At 34.7% G+C, this 16,164-nt stretch carries 13 protein-coding genes; 1 reads left to right on the top strand and 12 read right to left on the bottom strand.

Features of this window, described 5'->3' with window-relative positions; translation table 11 throughout:
• Nucleotides 1-4: 4 nt before the first annotated feature.
• The 4 genes from recR to I567_RS04840 all read right to left on the bottom strand — a co-directional run bounded on the left by recR (nt 5) and on the right by I567_RS04840 (nt 4,390).
• Nucleotides 5-601, bottom strand: a complete 597-nt coding sequence (gene recR / locus I567_RS04855; protein ID WP_016251134.1) for a recombination mediator RecR — start codon at nt 599-601, stop codon at nt 5-7.
• A 16-nt stretch (nt 602-617) separates the two neighbouring features.
• Nucleotides 618-932, bottom strand: a complete 315-nt coding sequence (locus I567_RS04850; protein ID WP_016251133.1) for a YbaB/EbfC family nucleoid-associated protein — start codon at nt 930-932, stop codon at nt 618-620.
• A 24-nt stretch (nt 933-956) separates the two neighbouring features.
• Nucleotides 957-2,756 (bottom strand): DNA polymerase III subunit gamma/tau, encoded by a 1,800-nt coding sequence (dnaX, locus tag I567_RS04845; RefSeq protein ID WP_016251132.1) that lies wholly within the window; start codon nt 2,754-2,756, stop codon nt 957-959.
• Nucleotides 2,757-3,097: 341 nt separating this feature from the next.
• A complete protein-coding gene (locus I567_RS04840; protein ID WP_016251131.1) occupies nt 3,098-4,390 on the bottom strand; it encodes an ISLre2 family transposase in 1,293 nt (430 codons plus the stop codon).
• 94 nt (nt 4,391-4,484) lie between these two features.
• Here I567_RS04840 and I567_RS13120 point away from each other — a divergent pair, with 94 nt between their 5' ends.
• The gene (locus I567_RS13120) at nt 4,485-4,718 is read left to right on the top strand and encodes a putative holin-like toxin (protein WP_071858872.1); all 234 of its coding nucleotides are present in this window, start codon (nt 4,485-4,487) and stop codon (nt 4,716-4,718) included.
• 249 nt (nt 4,719-4,967) lie between these two features.
• Here the strand turns inward: I567_RS13120 and I567_RS04835 are convergent, their stop codons facing one another.
• The 8 genes from I567_RS04835 to I567_RS04800 all read right to left on the bottom strand — a co-directional run bounded on the left by I567_RS04835 (nt 4,968) and on the right by I567_RS04800 (nt 16,100).
• Entirely contained in the window at nt 4,968-6,089 is a 1,122-nt protein-coding gene (locus I567_RS04835) for a helix-turn-helix domain-containing protein (RefSeq protein ID WP_016251130.1), read from the bottom strand.
• Nucleotides 6,070-6,738 (bottom strand): hypothetical protein, encoded by a 669-nt coding sequence (locus I567_RS04830; protein ID WP_016251129.1) that lies wholly within the window; start codon nt 6,736-6,738, stop codon nt 6,070-6,072. Before I567_RS04830 ends, I567_RS04835 begins: the two co-directional genes overlap by 20 nt.
• 92 nt (nt 6,739-6,830) lie before the next feature.
• Complete coding sequence (locus I567_RS04825) at nt 6,831-8,561, bottom strand: helical hairpin domain-containing protein (protein WP_016251128.1); 1,731 nt, start codon at nt 8,559-8,561, stop codon at nt 6,831-6,833.
• Nucleotides 8,503-8,919, bottom strand: coding sequence for a plasmid mobilization protein (locus I567_RS04820; RefSeq protein ID WP_016251127.1), 417 nt, complete (start codon nt 8,917-8,919; stop codon nt 8,503-8,505). The genes I567_RS04825 and I567_RS04820 overlap by 59 nt, the downstream gene beginning before the upstream one ends.
• A 318-nt stretch (nt 8,920-9,237) precedes the next feature.
• Complete coding sequence (locus tag I567_RS04815; RefSeq protein ID WP_016251126.1) at nt 9,238-10,647, bottom strand: hypothetical protein; 1,410 nt, start codon at nt 10,645-10,647, stop codon at nt 9,238-9,240.
• Between the two features lie 97 nt (nt 10,648-10,744).
• Nucleotides 10,745-14,770, bottom strand: a complete 4,026-nt coding sequence (locus I567_RS04810) for an LPD1 domain-containing protein (RefSeq protein ID WP_016251125.1) — start codon at nt 14,768-14,770, stop codon at nt 10,745-10,747.
• A gap of 15 nt (nt 14,771-14,785) precedes the next feature.
• Nucleotides 14,786-15,217 (bottom strand): hypothetical protein, encoded by a 432-nt coding sequence (locus I567_RS04805; protein WP_016251124.1) that lies wholly within the window; start codon nt 15,215-15,217, stop codon nt 14,786-14,788.
• 88 nt (nt 15,218-15,305) lie between these two features.
• Nucleotides 15,306-16,100, bottom strand: a complete 795-nt coding sequence (locus I567_RS04800) for a hypothetical protein (protein WP_016251123.1) — start codon at nt 16,098-16,100, stop codon at nt 15,306-15,308.
• Nucleotides 16,101-16,164: the final 64 nt, after the last annotated feature.

Raw genomic sequence — 16,164 nt, 5'->3', positions numbered from 1 at the left:
TCTTTTATAGCTCGCGACGGCCTTCTACCGCTTTGAGCAAGGTTACTTCATCCGCATACTCAATATCGCTTCCTACAGACAAACCATGAGCAAGACGGGTTACTTTAATGCCTGCTGGTTTAATCAGCCTAGATAGATACATTGCGGTTGCTTCTCCTTCTGTCGTTGCATTGGTCGCAATAATCACTTCTTTGACTCTTTCATCATGAAGTCGTGTTAAGAGCGATGGAATTTGAATATCTTCCGGACCTGTGCCTTCCATCGGTGAAATGACCCCGTGTAAGACATGGTAAAGCCCCCGATATTCTTTCATTTTTTCTAACGCCATGACATCTTTGGGTTCTTCAACGACAAGAATCGTACTTTTATCGCGCGTTTCATCACTACAGATTTCACATGGATCTTCTTCCGTGATATTGCCGCACACACTACAAAAAATTAAATCACGTTTGACACTTAAGAGCGATTTGGCAAATTCATTCACCACTTCTTCTTTCATATCAATCGTATGGAAAGCTAATCTTGTCGCTGTTTTCTGACCAATCCCCGGCAGATTCATATAACTTGCAATTAATCTGGCAATTGGTTCTGGATATTGCATCGTCTCATCCCTTTAATTAAAATCCTGGTAAGCCTTTCGTATATTTACCTAATGTGTCTTCTTGGGCTTTTTTCGCTTTTTGTAAGGCATCATTCACGGCCATAATCACTAAATCCTGTAACATTTCTGGATCTTGATCATCAATAATAGCAGGATTAATTTCCAAATCTTTTAATTGTTGTTCACCTGTAACGGTAGCTTTGACATAATCATTGGTTGAAACACCGATAAAAGTCTGTTGATTTAAAGCTTCTTGAGCCGCCATCATTTCTTTTTGCATTTTCTTTACTTGTTTTAACATTCCTTGCATGTTGCCCATTCCGCGCATCATAATGCTATCACTCCAAATTCTTCATTATTCTTCTATTTTAACTAAATCACCAAACAACTCTTGGGCTGTTTGGACCATTTTTTCCGTTTCTTGTTCTGGTGAGTTTGCTAATTCCTCTGCCATAAATTCATGATTTGGCTGCTGAGGTGTATCACCATTTGTTTGTTCATGACCTGTTTTGTCAGTAGTTGCTGTTTTTTTAGCAAATTCATCTTTATGTAGGGTAATGAATTCACGTCTTAATTGTGGCCAGCTATCTGATGGAATAAAGACTAATTTCGGTGAATAATCTTTAATTAACAGACTGAGATAATTCTGCATATCATTCAGTAGCGTTTGATCATTAGCCGCTTTATTACATAAAATTTCATAACCAAAGGAGATTACTAGTCCATCTGGAGAAGCTGCTTGCACTTTTGAAGCATGTAATAAAGCCCGTTGCGTTACTTGCAAGTGTTGCATCAATTCTTCCCAAACTTGATTCACAGCCTGCAAATCTTCACGAGTGGCTTTCGATAAGACGTCAAACACTTGTACTTTCGGAATCCGATATTGCACCGTACTTTGTGAAGTTGTGCTACGTTTCGGTTTATTTTCCGTCGGTGTGCTTCCTTGATTTTGCTTCAATTGCGAAACTTCTTTTTGTAAAGCTTGAATTTGCTGTTTTAATTGCTGCACCTCTTGTGAATCCATCGCAGGACTTGCATTCGTTGCTTGTGAACCAACAGATAGACGAGGTGTTTGTGTAGGCTCACTTAATTTTACAATTGCCACTTCTAGGTAGATTGTCGGATTCGTGACAAAGCGTAATTCATTTTGTGCCTTGGAAAGTATCTCTATCCATTGAAAAATCGTTTCTGGTGCTAACTCTTTGGCCAACTGATGAAAACTCTCAGTATAATTGGTTGCTTGCTGTGCTAAATAATCTGGTGCTTTTTGCGCAATTAATAAATCCCGACAATAAACCAATAAATTTTCCAATAATCGTTTGGCTTCTTTTCCCGCTTGCAATAACTCTTTGACTGCAGTTAAGGCTTGTGCAGTTGCTTGTTTTTCACAATAGGTCAATAGTTGGGCCATCACTTCATCGGATAAACTACCGGTCACACTCATCGCCGTCTGCAAATCAATGTGTTCAGGATGATAGGCAATAGCTTGATCCAATATACTTAACGCATCCCGCATCCCACCTTCAGCGCATCTAGCAATAAGTTGAAGTGCCTCTTGATCATAGGCAACTTGCTCTTGGTCCAATATATAGGCCAAATGCTCGCTTATTTCTGGAATTCCAATACGCTTAAAATCAAAACGTTGGGTTCGCGAAATAATAGTAGCCGGAATCTTATGCACTTCGGTTGTTGCCAGAATAAAGATGACATTCTTTTTAGGTTCTTCTAACGTTTTTAATAAAGCATTGAAAGCCCCTGTTGAAAGCATGTGCACTTCATCGATGATATAGACTTTATACTTGGCTTGTGTCGGTGCATAATTCGCTCGATCCCGAATCAAGCGGACTTCATCGACTCCGTTATTACTAGCCGCGTCCATTTCAATGACATCATCCAGCGTCCCTTGCGTAATTGAACGACAAATCTCACATTCGTTGCAAGGCTCGCCGTCTTTTTGGTGAGGACAGTTTACCGCTTTTGCAAAAATCTTCGCCGCACTGGTTTTCCCTGTTCCTCGAGGGCCGGTGAATAAATAAGCATGCGAAATCTGATCTTGTTTAATTGCGTTTTTTAAGGTCTGCGTAATCGCCTGTTGTCCGACAATATCTGCAAATCTTTGCGAACGCCATACACGATACAACGCTTGATAACTCATTTTACCAGTCCCTTTCTGTGTCTATTTTTGAAATACGCTAATCTTTATTATACAAATTTTTGATTAAAATATCTAGGAAAAAAATCAGTAGGTGTGTGTCTGAATTTTAGTTATGATGTAGTCTGATGAATAAATTAAAGAGGATAAGAAAGTGCAAAAATTTGGAGATTGCCTCTTGCTTATCCTCAGAATCTTTTTTATAATTAGAATTGAGTTAAGCAAGTGGTATTTGCTTAATTTGTGAGGTAAGGAATGTGGAGTTCCTTGCCTTTTTCTTATGCCTTAATTATAACCTATTTTCTTTTAGAAAGCAATGAAAAACGTTGATTTTATCATGTTTTTTATATTTTAATCCACCCATTATAATCTATTTTATAAGCTGATTCTTTAATATTCTTTTTCCCTCTTGTGTATACATTTGATTTTGCAGCTGAAAATCCTTTGAGTTGCATTTTAATGTAACCGCCTCTCCACTCACCAAAAAACAAATCATCAAGTTTGTTCTGACCAATATCTATAATCATCCTTGCCATGGTTTCCGCACCTTTTATCGACCATTTCATTTTTCTATGTTTCATTCGATTAGAAATTTTACAATGTTGCGACTCCATTATGCCAATTCCTTCATGTGAGAAGCCACGTTTTCTTGCTGGTAAAGTATACTGAAAATTGGTGAGTATCCGTTTTGATATATCCCAAAATCTTTGTAATATTTTTTCGTCCGTTATCATAGATTCAAAAGTATCAAAAACAGTTTTTAAATTCTTGCGACTATGCGTCTTTATTGCTTCAATAGCTTTATTTTTTAAAGCTGGAACATTCTTAAAAATTCTTTTTATTGAGTCATTGACATGATATTCATCGTAAAAATGCTCGTGTTTACATCCAAATGATTTTACTAACTCATTAAATGTATACGCTGTATATCCTTTTCCCATATCCGAATTAGTAATTATCAAGCTATTTTCGTCAAATTCATATGTATTGTATAGATAATCCAAAACCAATTTCCTCGCTGCTTTATTACTGATAGATATAATTTCATGCTTATTTATCAATGTATTTCTATTATATTTCTTTTCAACACCCTCGTGAATAACAAAATGTGCTAGTTCAGTGCGATTTTTTTCATCTTTTAATGGTGTTTTAACTATAACGCCATCTCCTTCGATATACAATTTATCCACTTTTTTTCTTTTGATAATTTCTTCATCTTTCAACAATTCGAATTCATCTTTTGCAGCGTATAGTTCATCCACCATTTTTCTTACTTTTAACACGGTATCTTTTGTTATATGGATACCTTTTGTTTCTTCGATTGTACTAGCTACCGCACGATAAGTCATTTGAGTCGCCAATTTAGCTATCAAGTAGCATATTTCCTTACTATATCTAGCATAGGGAAGTAGTCCTAATACTTGATCCACAGGATAACAATATTCATTGTCCTTTTTATAGCATCGTCTACTAAAGGTCATTTCGCCAAAGGTAAATATTACTGTTCGAGTAGCCGTTTTTACATACTTCCAACCACTTGCTAACAACTCACTTGCTTTTTGATTTTCAATCTGCTGAATCTTCATTAAAAAGTCATTTTCGATTAATTGCTTCGTATTGATTAATGTTTCTTCCATTCAATTCAAACCCCTTATTATCAAATAACAAAGCAATTATATTAATGCCTTCTTCGTTATTCAAAAATCACTTTTCTACAGCAAAAAAATATTGATGTATCAACCATTCTATACTGTTTTATGGTGTAATTTAATCAGCAAGTGGGCGGTAGCAATCCCTTATGAAAGTGGTGGTGCCTATGAATGTTATCATGGAATCTACACGAAAGGAGGTTGCTTCGTGAGTGTAGCTGAAGGGCTCACATTAATGCTTAGTTTCGGCATGTTTATCATTGCCTTACTAACATTTGTTGTGGAGCTTATTAAGCACATGAACAATAAAAAATAGCCGTCCTAAGTAACAGTGGCATGTTGTAGGACGAGCTATTTAGCGAATTTTATAAAGCTACCGTTCGAGCTTGCTTTTTAGGGGAACTGTTTCCAGCAGTTCCTCTTTTCACATCTATTGTACCATACTTAGCTAAAAAATTCATTCTGTTTACACTCAAAAAAAGTAGAAAATTCTACTTTTCTACTTGTAGAATTTTCTACTTTCTTGTTGATTAATGAGTTAATAGTAATTTATCTATTAAAAAAATTATACTAAACGTAAAAACGGAGTAACATTATTATAGATTTTTTCTATTGTAATATTTAAAGACTTCTCAAGTTCATCGTTTGGGAGAGCAAGTTGATTTATTAACTCATTTTTCGTTAATAAATCATTTTCAATAATCATTTGAAACACTTCATGATAAAGTGTAGGTTTTTCTGAAATTATCACATTATCTAATGGTTCTTTACTTTTCCATTTATTTAAAGCAATTCTTTTGAAAAGGTATAACTTCTGATCCTCATTGATTAAACCAATTTGAAAAGTTCTCATTATCATTGCTTGCATAGATACCTTCCAATATTTCTTCAACTCAATATAATATTCTAAATTAATTGAGAGAAGAGAACGAATAAATGCTTCTTCCGGCAATAATAAACATGAAGCAAAATAATCAGCTTGCTTTTCTATAATTTTTAGTTCATTACTAGAATAATCATGTATACTTTCTACATCTCCGTGTAACAATAAGTGCCCCAGTTCATGCGCAATATTAAATCTTCTTCTCACAGCAGATTCTTGATTATCAGTTAACATGATAAAAGGTCTATCACCTATCCATTCAGAAACTGCATCCAATTTATCATGTTGCATATTGGATTCAACAACGATTACTCCGTTTGCTTCTGCATTTCCTATTAAATCGTGTAGCGGAGATTGCATATCTATTTTCCAACATTTTCTTAAGCATATTGCCATATTTTCTATATCTTCTTCAGTAATATCTTCTACATTTTTTAATAAAGGTTCAGGTAAATTAACCTCTGGAAAATTAACATATAACGAAAAAATATTATAGATTTCTTTTTGAAATTTTAATCGGATAGATTGCATATCACGTGCTCTTTTGGTTGCTGCAGCTTGACTTCTAAAAAACGTTGTTCCTCGGTATATATTTTCTGGATTGCTAGAGAAAAAATTCTTAGGAAAATCCAGTTCCTTAATTATAGCAAGTAAATTAGTTGCTCCTGGGGTTGTTTTTCCCAATTCATAATTGCTTATCATTTGCCTAGAAATTCCTGTTTTATCTGCTAATTCTTTTTTAGTCAATCCTCTTGCAATTCTAGCTTCTTTTAAACGAGTTGGATTAAATTTTGTTTTCTCCATTGATTTCCCTCCTCAACAAATCTTCAGAGTACGCAGTCAATGTTAAATCTAGCTTTTTACGAGTTTCTTCTTGCTTACCATCTGCAATTTGTAACCTTGGGACATTTGAAATTTCTAGTCGGTCAATCCATTTTTCGGTAGACACATCAGGCAATCCAAGTTGTACAAATTCTAATTGGTGATTTTTACCGCCATAAGTTAATAAAATGAACGGTGGCGTATCTTTGCTGTATTCTTCGTTTATATCTTCTTGAGAATAAAATAGATCAAATTGTCTATTCAAGACACTTGCCGTACTTCTATGAACTGCTTTACGAGGCATATATTTTCTATTTCTCACTTTAACTGGAGAAATAATTGCACCCTTAACTTCAATCATCGAATAAGTATATCCATTCGTATTATTCTTTGCTGGAATCATTTGCACATCACTTTTAATTGGTGAATCACTTAGAACAACATCTAACGCAACGTCTACTAGCCCTTGTCTAATATGACCTAAAGATTTGTTCATCTCTTTCCGTTTTAAAATAGGATTGGCATTAATTAACTCATGTAAGTACCGATATGCTTCTTGAACACTAAAATTTAGTTCTCCAGCAAGTTGACTTTCGCAGTTTTTTTCCAAATGTTTAGATAATAATCCCATAACAACTCTCCTTTACATACAATATCTATGTTAATAGATTACCTTTTTTTTGCAAAAATGTAAACACTTTATAACTAAATTATTCTACTTTTCTACTTGTAGAAGTTTCTACTTTTCCACTTTTCTACTTTTTGATTTTCTTTCCCTTGTAGTGCTGCATACTTCAATTCATGATACTTTTCTAAATCTTTTACTGTCTCATTAAAAGTATCATACAGAAATTGTCTTTGCTGCTTGGTTGCTTTAATCAGTGAATTAATTTTATCAATCGAAAGTAGCTGCATTCCCCTATCCTCAAGTTGATTTTGCAGTCGCTGCTTCTCTAATTCATTATCTGTCATTTCGATTTGATAAATGATTTTTCCTTGCTCCGTTTGTGTTTCAATCAACTGATCAATTTCTTTTAAGCGTAATTTAGCTTCGTTCAGTGCTTCTTCTAATTTTCTTTCCATGTTCCCAGTTTGAGTCGCCGTAATATCATGCTTGGCTAAAAAATTAATAGCGTCCACTAACTGATGGATGGTTTCAATCACAGGTTCCTTTTGAATTGGCACATTGCCATTATAAAGTGTTAGCTGCTTCATTAAGGTTTCCCCGTTCATATACCGCCTACGTTTTTCTTCATTTTCGCTGATGAAATAAAAAGCATCTTTGCGTTTAAAGTAAAATTGATAATCGCCATTTTCTAATCTGTCTACTTTATATCCGCCTATAAAAATTTGTCCCCTACTAGATAGACCATAGTCCACATTCAAATAAATGCCTTTATCTGTCACATGATGGATTTGCCAGGATTCAATCGTTAGCTGGTAGTCAAAATCATCTTTTGCAGCTACTTCTTTTTCTTCATAAGCCGAAAGGACTTCATCAACCGAAAAAGTAATATCGTTATTTGCTAGTCGCTTGATTATTTCTGTTTCGTTGTATTTTGCTGGATTTCCCTTATCTAAATTTCTCCCCCTTGTCCATTTGATTTGAGGCTCATCTAGCAATTTATATTTTGTCCATTTACCTGACGTATCAACTTCAAGATTAAGTGCTCTTGCCTTTTCCAAAAAATCAAACCAATTATGTGAGTGACCAATTAAAAAGTCTAATCGTGATTGTATTTTGGATTTAAAAATGGATTCTGCTTGCCACATTGTATATTTTTTGTGCGAATTTTTGGGAGACTTCTCGATAATTTTCGCACCATACCTACTCGCAATCTTATCAGAAATCTGCTCAAATAATTCTTTGGTGTAGTCTTTATTCTTTCCGCTTTTCTGTTTCGCAATTTTCCAGGGCATTTGTTTTCCAGTCACCGTGTTAGTCGAATTGACCACAATATGATTATGAATATGTTTCTTATCTACATGAGTTGCAATCACAAATTCATACTCTCCCCCAGTAAATTCTAACATAGTTTTTCGCCCGATTTCATGTATTTGTTCTGGGGTTAAATTATCATCTGGCGAAAAGGATTGGATTAAATGATGAGCTAATACACGTTGCCCACGACCATCTATATTTTCAATACTCTCTTGATTTAATTTCAACAGATTTTGTTTTTCATCAAATATAATGTAAGTGCCTTTTTTCTTATCGTGTAATTCTTTTGTGGCTAGAAATTCATCCATTGCATTGTAGACATCATTGATTAAATAGCCGCTTACCAACTGCTTATTGAGTGTCTTATTATCATTCATCACATATTGAAATAGATTGTCTAGGTCACTTCTTTCTTTGTTAGTGACTACCGTTTTGGCCGCGTCCTCTACATAATCATTCAGTCGATTTAAATGTTTCATCTTGTGTACTTGATAATGTTTTGTGTAGACCATTTTGCCAAATTCTCCTTTCCTCTCTCTTTTCTTCTTTTAATGCAGCTTCCACTAATGCTTTCATGTAATTGACGTTTTGTTTAATTTCTTGAATATCCTCATTTGAGATTTCATCAAAGTAATGTGCGAGTTTTACAATTTGATTGATATTATTTCCGAGTCTGTTAATTTGCCCATTCAGCTTTTTTAACTCAGAATAATCAACAATTTTTGCTTCACCCGTTATCAGCATGATCCGTGCAAAATTTTGAAAGTTGTTGAAGGGGCTTTTCTCTACTTTTTTATTGATAAAATTGTACTCCGCTTCTGTAAAATACACTTCTTTTCTGTACGAACGGTATCTTTTTCCTGTTGGCATAAATTTTACTCCTTTCAAATTTGCGTCGGGGACAAACGGACTTTTTCCCCGAACCCCTTTTGACGAAAATCAGGAAAAACAAATTTTTTCCTCGCTACGCTTCACCTTTTGCGAGCATAGTATTTGCCCGTGCAAATACGATTTTCCACGCTCATCACCAAAATAAAAAATGATGAGCGTAGAAGTTTTGGGGAGTCCCCCAATCCCCCAGTTTAAATTATTCATTTGCCTCTTTTAACATAAAATCCTCTAAAGTTTGAATATCTAATTTTGAATTTCTCGTCCGCATACGACTGACTGTTTTTGTTTTATTTTCGTTTACGGACGTTTGCCTTTTGGGGAGTTTTGCTTATTCATTTGTTGCGTATTCTTGTGTGTTTGCTTATTTTTGTTCGCTTTTGCTTTTGCCACTCTTTCTTCAAATTTCGATTCAAATTTTGTTTCCAAAGTTGGATGAAACATTTGCCTTTCAGCATTTTGAATGAAGGTCTTTCCTTCTTTAGAGATGAATTTCAACACATTATAGATTTCAGTTTCACTCAATTTCTTCTCTTCCAGCGATTCGAATATGACATCCGCTTCAGGTAAATCTAGTCGTCTAGCTAATACATATTCGTGTACATCCGCAAGAAATAATTGATTCTTATCTTTTGCATTTTGATGAGTAATCGCATGAATTAAAGTCAGCATTGTTGCTTCATAACCTAAATGCTCCTGTATCACAATTTGTTTTTTGTTGTCATCTATTTGATATTTTTGATTGATTTTGTCTATCTTAATCTCATAAGAAGTTAGATTTTTTAATTTCTTGAACACTTCAACATAATCATTGTTTGTCCATTCTTTATTTGTTTTTTTGCTTGTTTCTACTTCCACAATATCAATTAATTCAGTCGTTTTATACCTCACAGCTTTTCCTTCATCATCAATGATTGGTTGCCCTTTTTCATCTAACTTTGTCACATATTGCGTATCTAATAATTGATAGGTCTGAGATTGATTCTTTTCATCTGGATTCTCCATTTGCCAATCAGTTAGGCGTTCAAACTTTCGAATATCCGCCTTTTGTGCGACAAGCAGCTGCAAGTTTTCAACTGAGAGATAAGGCATTCTTGCAAAGATTTTCAAGTAATCCTTTAATTTATTTTTATCTTTTCCATAGTCAAGCAAATCTAATTTCAATGCTTTTTTCACTTCAACTGGATTTTGATTTTTTAGTGCTTGTCGCAAATCTATTTCTTTTTCTGAATCAATTTCTTTTACTTCAGTTTGTTTTAATGCTTTGATTTTTTCGATACCTTCTGGGAATAAAGGTACTGTTGAATATTTATAATTTTTTGCTTGATCAGGTTTTTCTGAATTTAATAAATATGTTTCAAATTTACTTTTTATATCTTCTGCATTCGTATCAATGAATGTTGCCTGATCTTTTGGCAAAGTGTTTTGAATTTGAATCACTGACTCATAAGGCACATACAATGCTTTCTCAAAATCTAATCCAGGACGTTTAAAATGTGGATTGTTCGTTTGAAAAGGTGTCTCATAAAAGCATTCTGATGGTTTACGTTTCCCTAAATTAGAGCGTAAGGGGATATACCAGTTTTCTGTTTGGTCATATAAACCAATATAGTTTCTTAAGGCTTTTTCTAATAATTCATCACTGCCTGTTCTAGCTATTGTTTCTGCAACAAATACTGAGTCAATCATTACTAGTATATAATTTGACATGATTTATTCTCTCCTATATAATATTTCTTGAGAGGTACAAGCAGGGCATGCTTCGAATGTCTCACTAGTGGAGGCCTCTCTTTTTTTATGCTCTTTTTTAGCGTACTTTACTTATCTTTTCATCTATATCTTGTATATCTTGAGTTTCTTGTTGCATTTGTGTGGCTTGATTTGCTTTCAACGCTTTATCGCCTTCCCTAGCTTTTTTCAAACGCATTTCCATAGCATTTTCTTTTCTATTAACCGTAACATTAAACGTGCGAATCGCTTCATTTTTTTTTGTATCAATAGCTTGTTCTTGCGTATGTGATACCTCTAATGCAAATTTTGTGTCAAGTTTATTTGCCGTATTTTTCATCAAATCAGATAATTTAAGCACTTGTTCATTCACGCTATTTTTAATAAAGACACGTTTGGCTTCTAAGTTGCTTTCAAGTTTGTCTAACTTGTTTGTTACCATAGTAGTCATTTTTTGTTTTGTACTCTGCAAGAGTGCTTTTAGCTCTTGAAGGAATTGTTGAATGATTTGTTTGGTCGTTACATGATTGGCTTCAGACGCTACATTTACCGTTGCTAATAGCTTTTCTACTTTTTGAAAATGTTCGTCTAAAAGCTGCGTAACTTCCTCTTTTGTTAGATATTCTGAATTCTGTTGTACCTCAGCAATTACATCTTGTTTATGAGCTTCCATCACTGTTTCTAGCGTTTGATTGGTTTCTAAATTCTTTTCTAGCTCATTTAAATAAGTCACATCACGTTCATCCATTGGAATATCTTTTATTCTATTTTCTTCTTCATCAATGTATTCATCTTTAAGATAATAAGAGTATGTATCATCTATATACACTAATTCTTGCGTATTTGCATGAAAGGTCTTTGTGGTAGAGTCAATATTCAATCCAAAATCATTGTCTATTGAATCATACGCAATATGGATATCGGAACTTCCACCTAACGCATGAAATAGCCCCTTTTGATTTTCAGAAGCTAAAATAAATGTACCTCCAGTTCTTTTTTTATTGAAAACAAAGAAGTTAGCATTTGGATCTTCAATTAACAATTCTTTATGACTTTCTGGTAAATTGTAACGAGTATAAATGGTTGGGTGATATCCAGTAGCAGCTTCAATCATATGACTTTTAATAGCCTGCCCCATTGTTACGAATTGCAATTCTCTTTCTGAATCAACTAGAGCAATTGGTGTGTGCATAATGACATCACAGATTTGGTTTGCTTCTGCTTCAGTGAACATTTTTGCTGTTTCCTGAGTTTCTTCCTGACGTGGTTGTGTATCTACATCTTCACTCTTATCTAATCTAGTATCATCTATAATTTCTTCATTCATTTTAGCTAACTCCTCTCTATCTGTTACCTCTGTAAATTCTGCGTCAATTTCTTCTGCTTTTTCTCGACTTTCTAAGAGCATATCATTCCAATCTTTTTTCTCCTCGTTTGCCTCTTTTGATGGTAAATCAAGCACCAGTGGGAAATTTTTAGGGCGAAATCTTTCAACAAATCTTTGTGCACCAGCGTCATTGTCGATAGCTAGCGTTATTTTAAAGCCTTTTTCTAAAGCGATTTGTGCATTCATTTTTGCGTCTAAGTCTTTAAAATATTCTTCTGCCGTACCTGGATAATTAGGATTAAACTGGTCTTTGAGTGTTTGATAAATGACTCCCTCTTTTAAGCCGTTCATCGAAACAAGTTGAACATTTTCATTAAATAATTCAGGGTGTAAATCAAGGTAACTCATTAAATCAATCGGACTTTCCGCAAAGATGAAATGCTTGGGTTGTTCCCCTAGCGTGACTTTAACTCCTTGATAACCATCACTATTCGGCAAAATAAGTTTCATGCGTCCTTTCTTAGGATAGCGTTCTACATTATAGACCACTCCTTGAAACGTAGCGCCAACTAATTTTCCTTCTGGATTATAGGATTTAAAAGATAATACAGGTTCGCTATAGCCATCCTTCGAGTGATTCGTACCTTCTGCAAGGGCTCCTTGAGATTTAAATAATTGAATAGTTGTATCGCTGATTCCACGTTCATCTTTCAAATACGTTGTTCCTTGTCCTGGTCGGTTAGTTTCTTTCAAGTAATATCTAAAAGGTTCCCTTGGTTTTTCTTGGAAGGTTTTAACTTGTGTAAACTCTTGTTCTTGTAGCCATTTGAGTGCTTGCTTAAAGGAAACATTTTGAATGGTTTGAACAAGTTTCACCGCATTCCCTCCAATGCCTTGTGCGTTCCAGTAGAAGTAATTCTTGCGTGTATCTATCACGAAAGAATCATGTGTTGCCCAGGTATAAGACTGTCCTTGTTTTACCAAATCCATTCCTAATCGTGCAGCAACCTCTACGATATCCAATTGATTGATTTGATTTAAGAAATCCTTTCTTTCTTCATGTGTACGAATCGAACCTTGCACTTGATTTTGTGGTTTTGCTATCTTGGTAGAATTTTCTACTTTTCCACTTGTAGAATTTTCCACTTTTCCACTTGTAGAACTTTCTACTTTTTCGTTTGTCTTATCTTCCACTTTTCTAATTGTAAAACTTTCTACATTTTCTCCTTTAGAGTCAGTAATAATGGGGTTTTCTGTTACAATTTGTTTTATCATCTCTTTAGAAACTTCAGCCATAGAAGTACGTTCTAACTTTTGAGACTGATAAGCTTCAATTTGCTTCCGATATTCTGGAAATTGCTGGTCGAAATACGCATACAGAACGGGACGAATCGATTCATCAAACAATTGATATTGTTCCAGTAATTCATAACTTTTAGAATTTCTCAGGAAACTAGATTGTAACCCTAGATGAGCCGTATAGACCTCAAAGGCTCTGGCGAATACCTCCGTAGGGGTACTGTAATAATCTGCTCTTGCTTTAACGAAACTATCCTTATCTAAACGATTGAGATTTTGTTGATAACGCTGCAAGATAGGTTGGAAGGCTTCTTGCATGGATAAGTTGCCGATTTCCACATCAACGGTAAAATCTAAAAAGTGTCCATATTCATGAATAAAAGAAGCAATCCCTGGTTCATTGGGTGCGTATGGATTATTCTTATCCTTGCCTCGATCTTTACCGCTGCGAAAGTCTAAAGCAATCGTTTGAGACATCGAATGATAAAGCCCTAGTGCTTGGTAATTCCCTAACTTTCGTAAACGTAAATCGGCTACTTCATTGGTTTTAGGCAACAAAGGGTAAATCGACTGCATTTCTTTTTCGAAAATCTGATAAAGTTCCAAATCTACATCATTGTCCAGTTCAACATAATGAAAAAAGTCTTTGAGAGAAGTATTTTCCATCAAAGACTTTGTTTCATCATTAATATTCTTTTTTGTTTGCCATGCACTTGCACGAGTCATTTTATCAATTTCTGCTTCATAATTTTGTTGCCGAACGATATTATACGTATGGTTAATATACTTCTGAATCTGTGCACGGATAAAATTAAACCGAAGCGCTTCCTCTGTCAATGGTTGTTCTCCCCCAAAAAGCTTTCTAGGTTTTCTTTCTTCAAAAAATTTGGTGTCCTTTTGCTGAATCCGATTACACATACTATCCACTTTACTTTTATATTCAGTGAAACTTACTTGGTGCGCTTCAAATAACTCTTGATTTTGTTCGTAATATCGCAGCAAATCTTTCTTCAGTTTAGCCATACCGATTAAATATTGCTCATAACCAGTGTAAAATCTCACAACAGGCACAGTATGGCGGATATAATAGCGTACATTATGATTTTTTTGCTTATTGGTTGCCGTATCAATTAAATAGTAAGTAGGACTATCCGTGAATTTCTTCTGAGTTGCCGTATCGGTAATCTCTATATGATAGCCTTTCGTATAACTCCGAAACACAGCTTGTTGGTTTATATCTTCCTCTGACATTGGCGATAGCTTTATCTCTAACGTTTGTTGTTGCGTCACAGAATATTTAGAGAGGACAGCTTGTCTTACCCCCTCTTGAATATCATATTCCGTCCAGTCGCCTGTTTTATAGATATAACTAGCAATCTTGCGTAATTGAATATTGACTGGATCATCCGCATTTAATTTTAAAGGTGCCACTTTAGTGATACCATATTTTTCTTTCATCAATGAAGTTAATTTTTTCATACAAACCACGCTCCTTTAGAAATCATCATCACGCACCCAATCAGGATGTTCTCGTTGCCATTCTAGCTCTTCTTTTTTCTCTTGTTCTAAATCATAAGCTTCCCACAATTCAAAAATCTTGTCTTGAATTTCTGCTAAAACATTCTTTTGGTAAACGTCATCTATCGCTGTTTCACGAAGAGACACCAAGTAACGGTCTAATTCCATACCGTTAATCATTCCATAATAATCGTTGTCCTCATCCGCTTCTGTTGGCAAAGTAGATTGTTCTTCAATAGCTCTTTCTACCAATGTTTCAAAAAAATCATAAACCTTTTGAAAGAGACCTAAACGTTGTTGCATATGCTCATCTTCTGTTAAAAGTATCTCTAATTTTGCTAATTCCATTTGATCCGTTAAATACTGATAGACTTGTTCATCTGGATAGTTAAACTTACTCTGACTCATAGTTATCCCTACTTTCTTTTATATTTATTCTACAAGTAGAAAGGTAGAAGCTTCTACTTTTCCACTTTTCTACTTTGAAGCCCAATCGCTATTTCTGTTTAGCTTTCTGGAAAGATTCACCAACTCCTTCTGCGACCTGAAAGGCTTGACGTGTCGAGGCTTCCTCTAGTCCAAAATGCTTATCTACTCCTGAAAAATCAAATGTTCTGCCTTCAATGCTCATGAAATAAGAGTCATCTTCTAACACTTCCACAATATCTACAGGATTACTACTCATACATAGTATATCTGATGCACATTGTGGGTCGAATAACACCATATTTTGAGGATTTGTTGGGTCTTTAATCCAATCCATTTCTCCTAAATCTTCATCTAGGTAAGGATATCGTTTTAGAAAATCTTCTAAAGAAAGTAAATCTAAATCTACACCCGTTAAGGCTTGCCCTATCGTATTTTCTTCTTTATTGTCGTAAATAGGTAAATTGAGGATTTCCTTAATAATTGAACGTGCATTGACAGTTGAAAGTTGTCTATCGGCTTGCTCAAGAAAGTCATTTACATTCACTTCTTCAAGGACTTCACCACTCATCTGAAGCTGCGTTAACTCATTACTAATCTCAAAGTCATTTGCCCAATTTTCTCCGTAGGCAAGTGTACCTTTATTTTCTCCAGATTGCGTGAGTGTAAGCAGCCAATAATTATAATCACTTTCTGCAAGATTGGCATATTTATTTGTAACCACCATCAACTCTACATAGCTTTCTGACTGCTTATCTAAAGGTACAGATTGATGATAGCTAACATAGCCAGGTGTTGCTTCTAATATCTCTAAACAACTTTCATCTGATAATTTTTCTTGTACATTTTCTACATCAAACAACATATTCTTCCCTTCTTTCTTCGTTAGTAGAAACTTCTACTTTTCTACTTGTGGAATTTTCTACTTT

The sequence above is a fragment of the Enterococcus cecorum DSM 20682 = ATCC 43198 genome, assembly GCF_000407565.1.
Lineage (GTDB): Bacteria > Bacillota > Bacilli > Lactobacillales > Enterococcaceae > Enterococcus_E > Enterococcus_E cecorum.
Note: the sequence above shows the minus strand (reverse complement) of the source record. Positions and strands in the feature narration are given on the sequence as shown.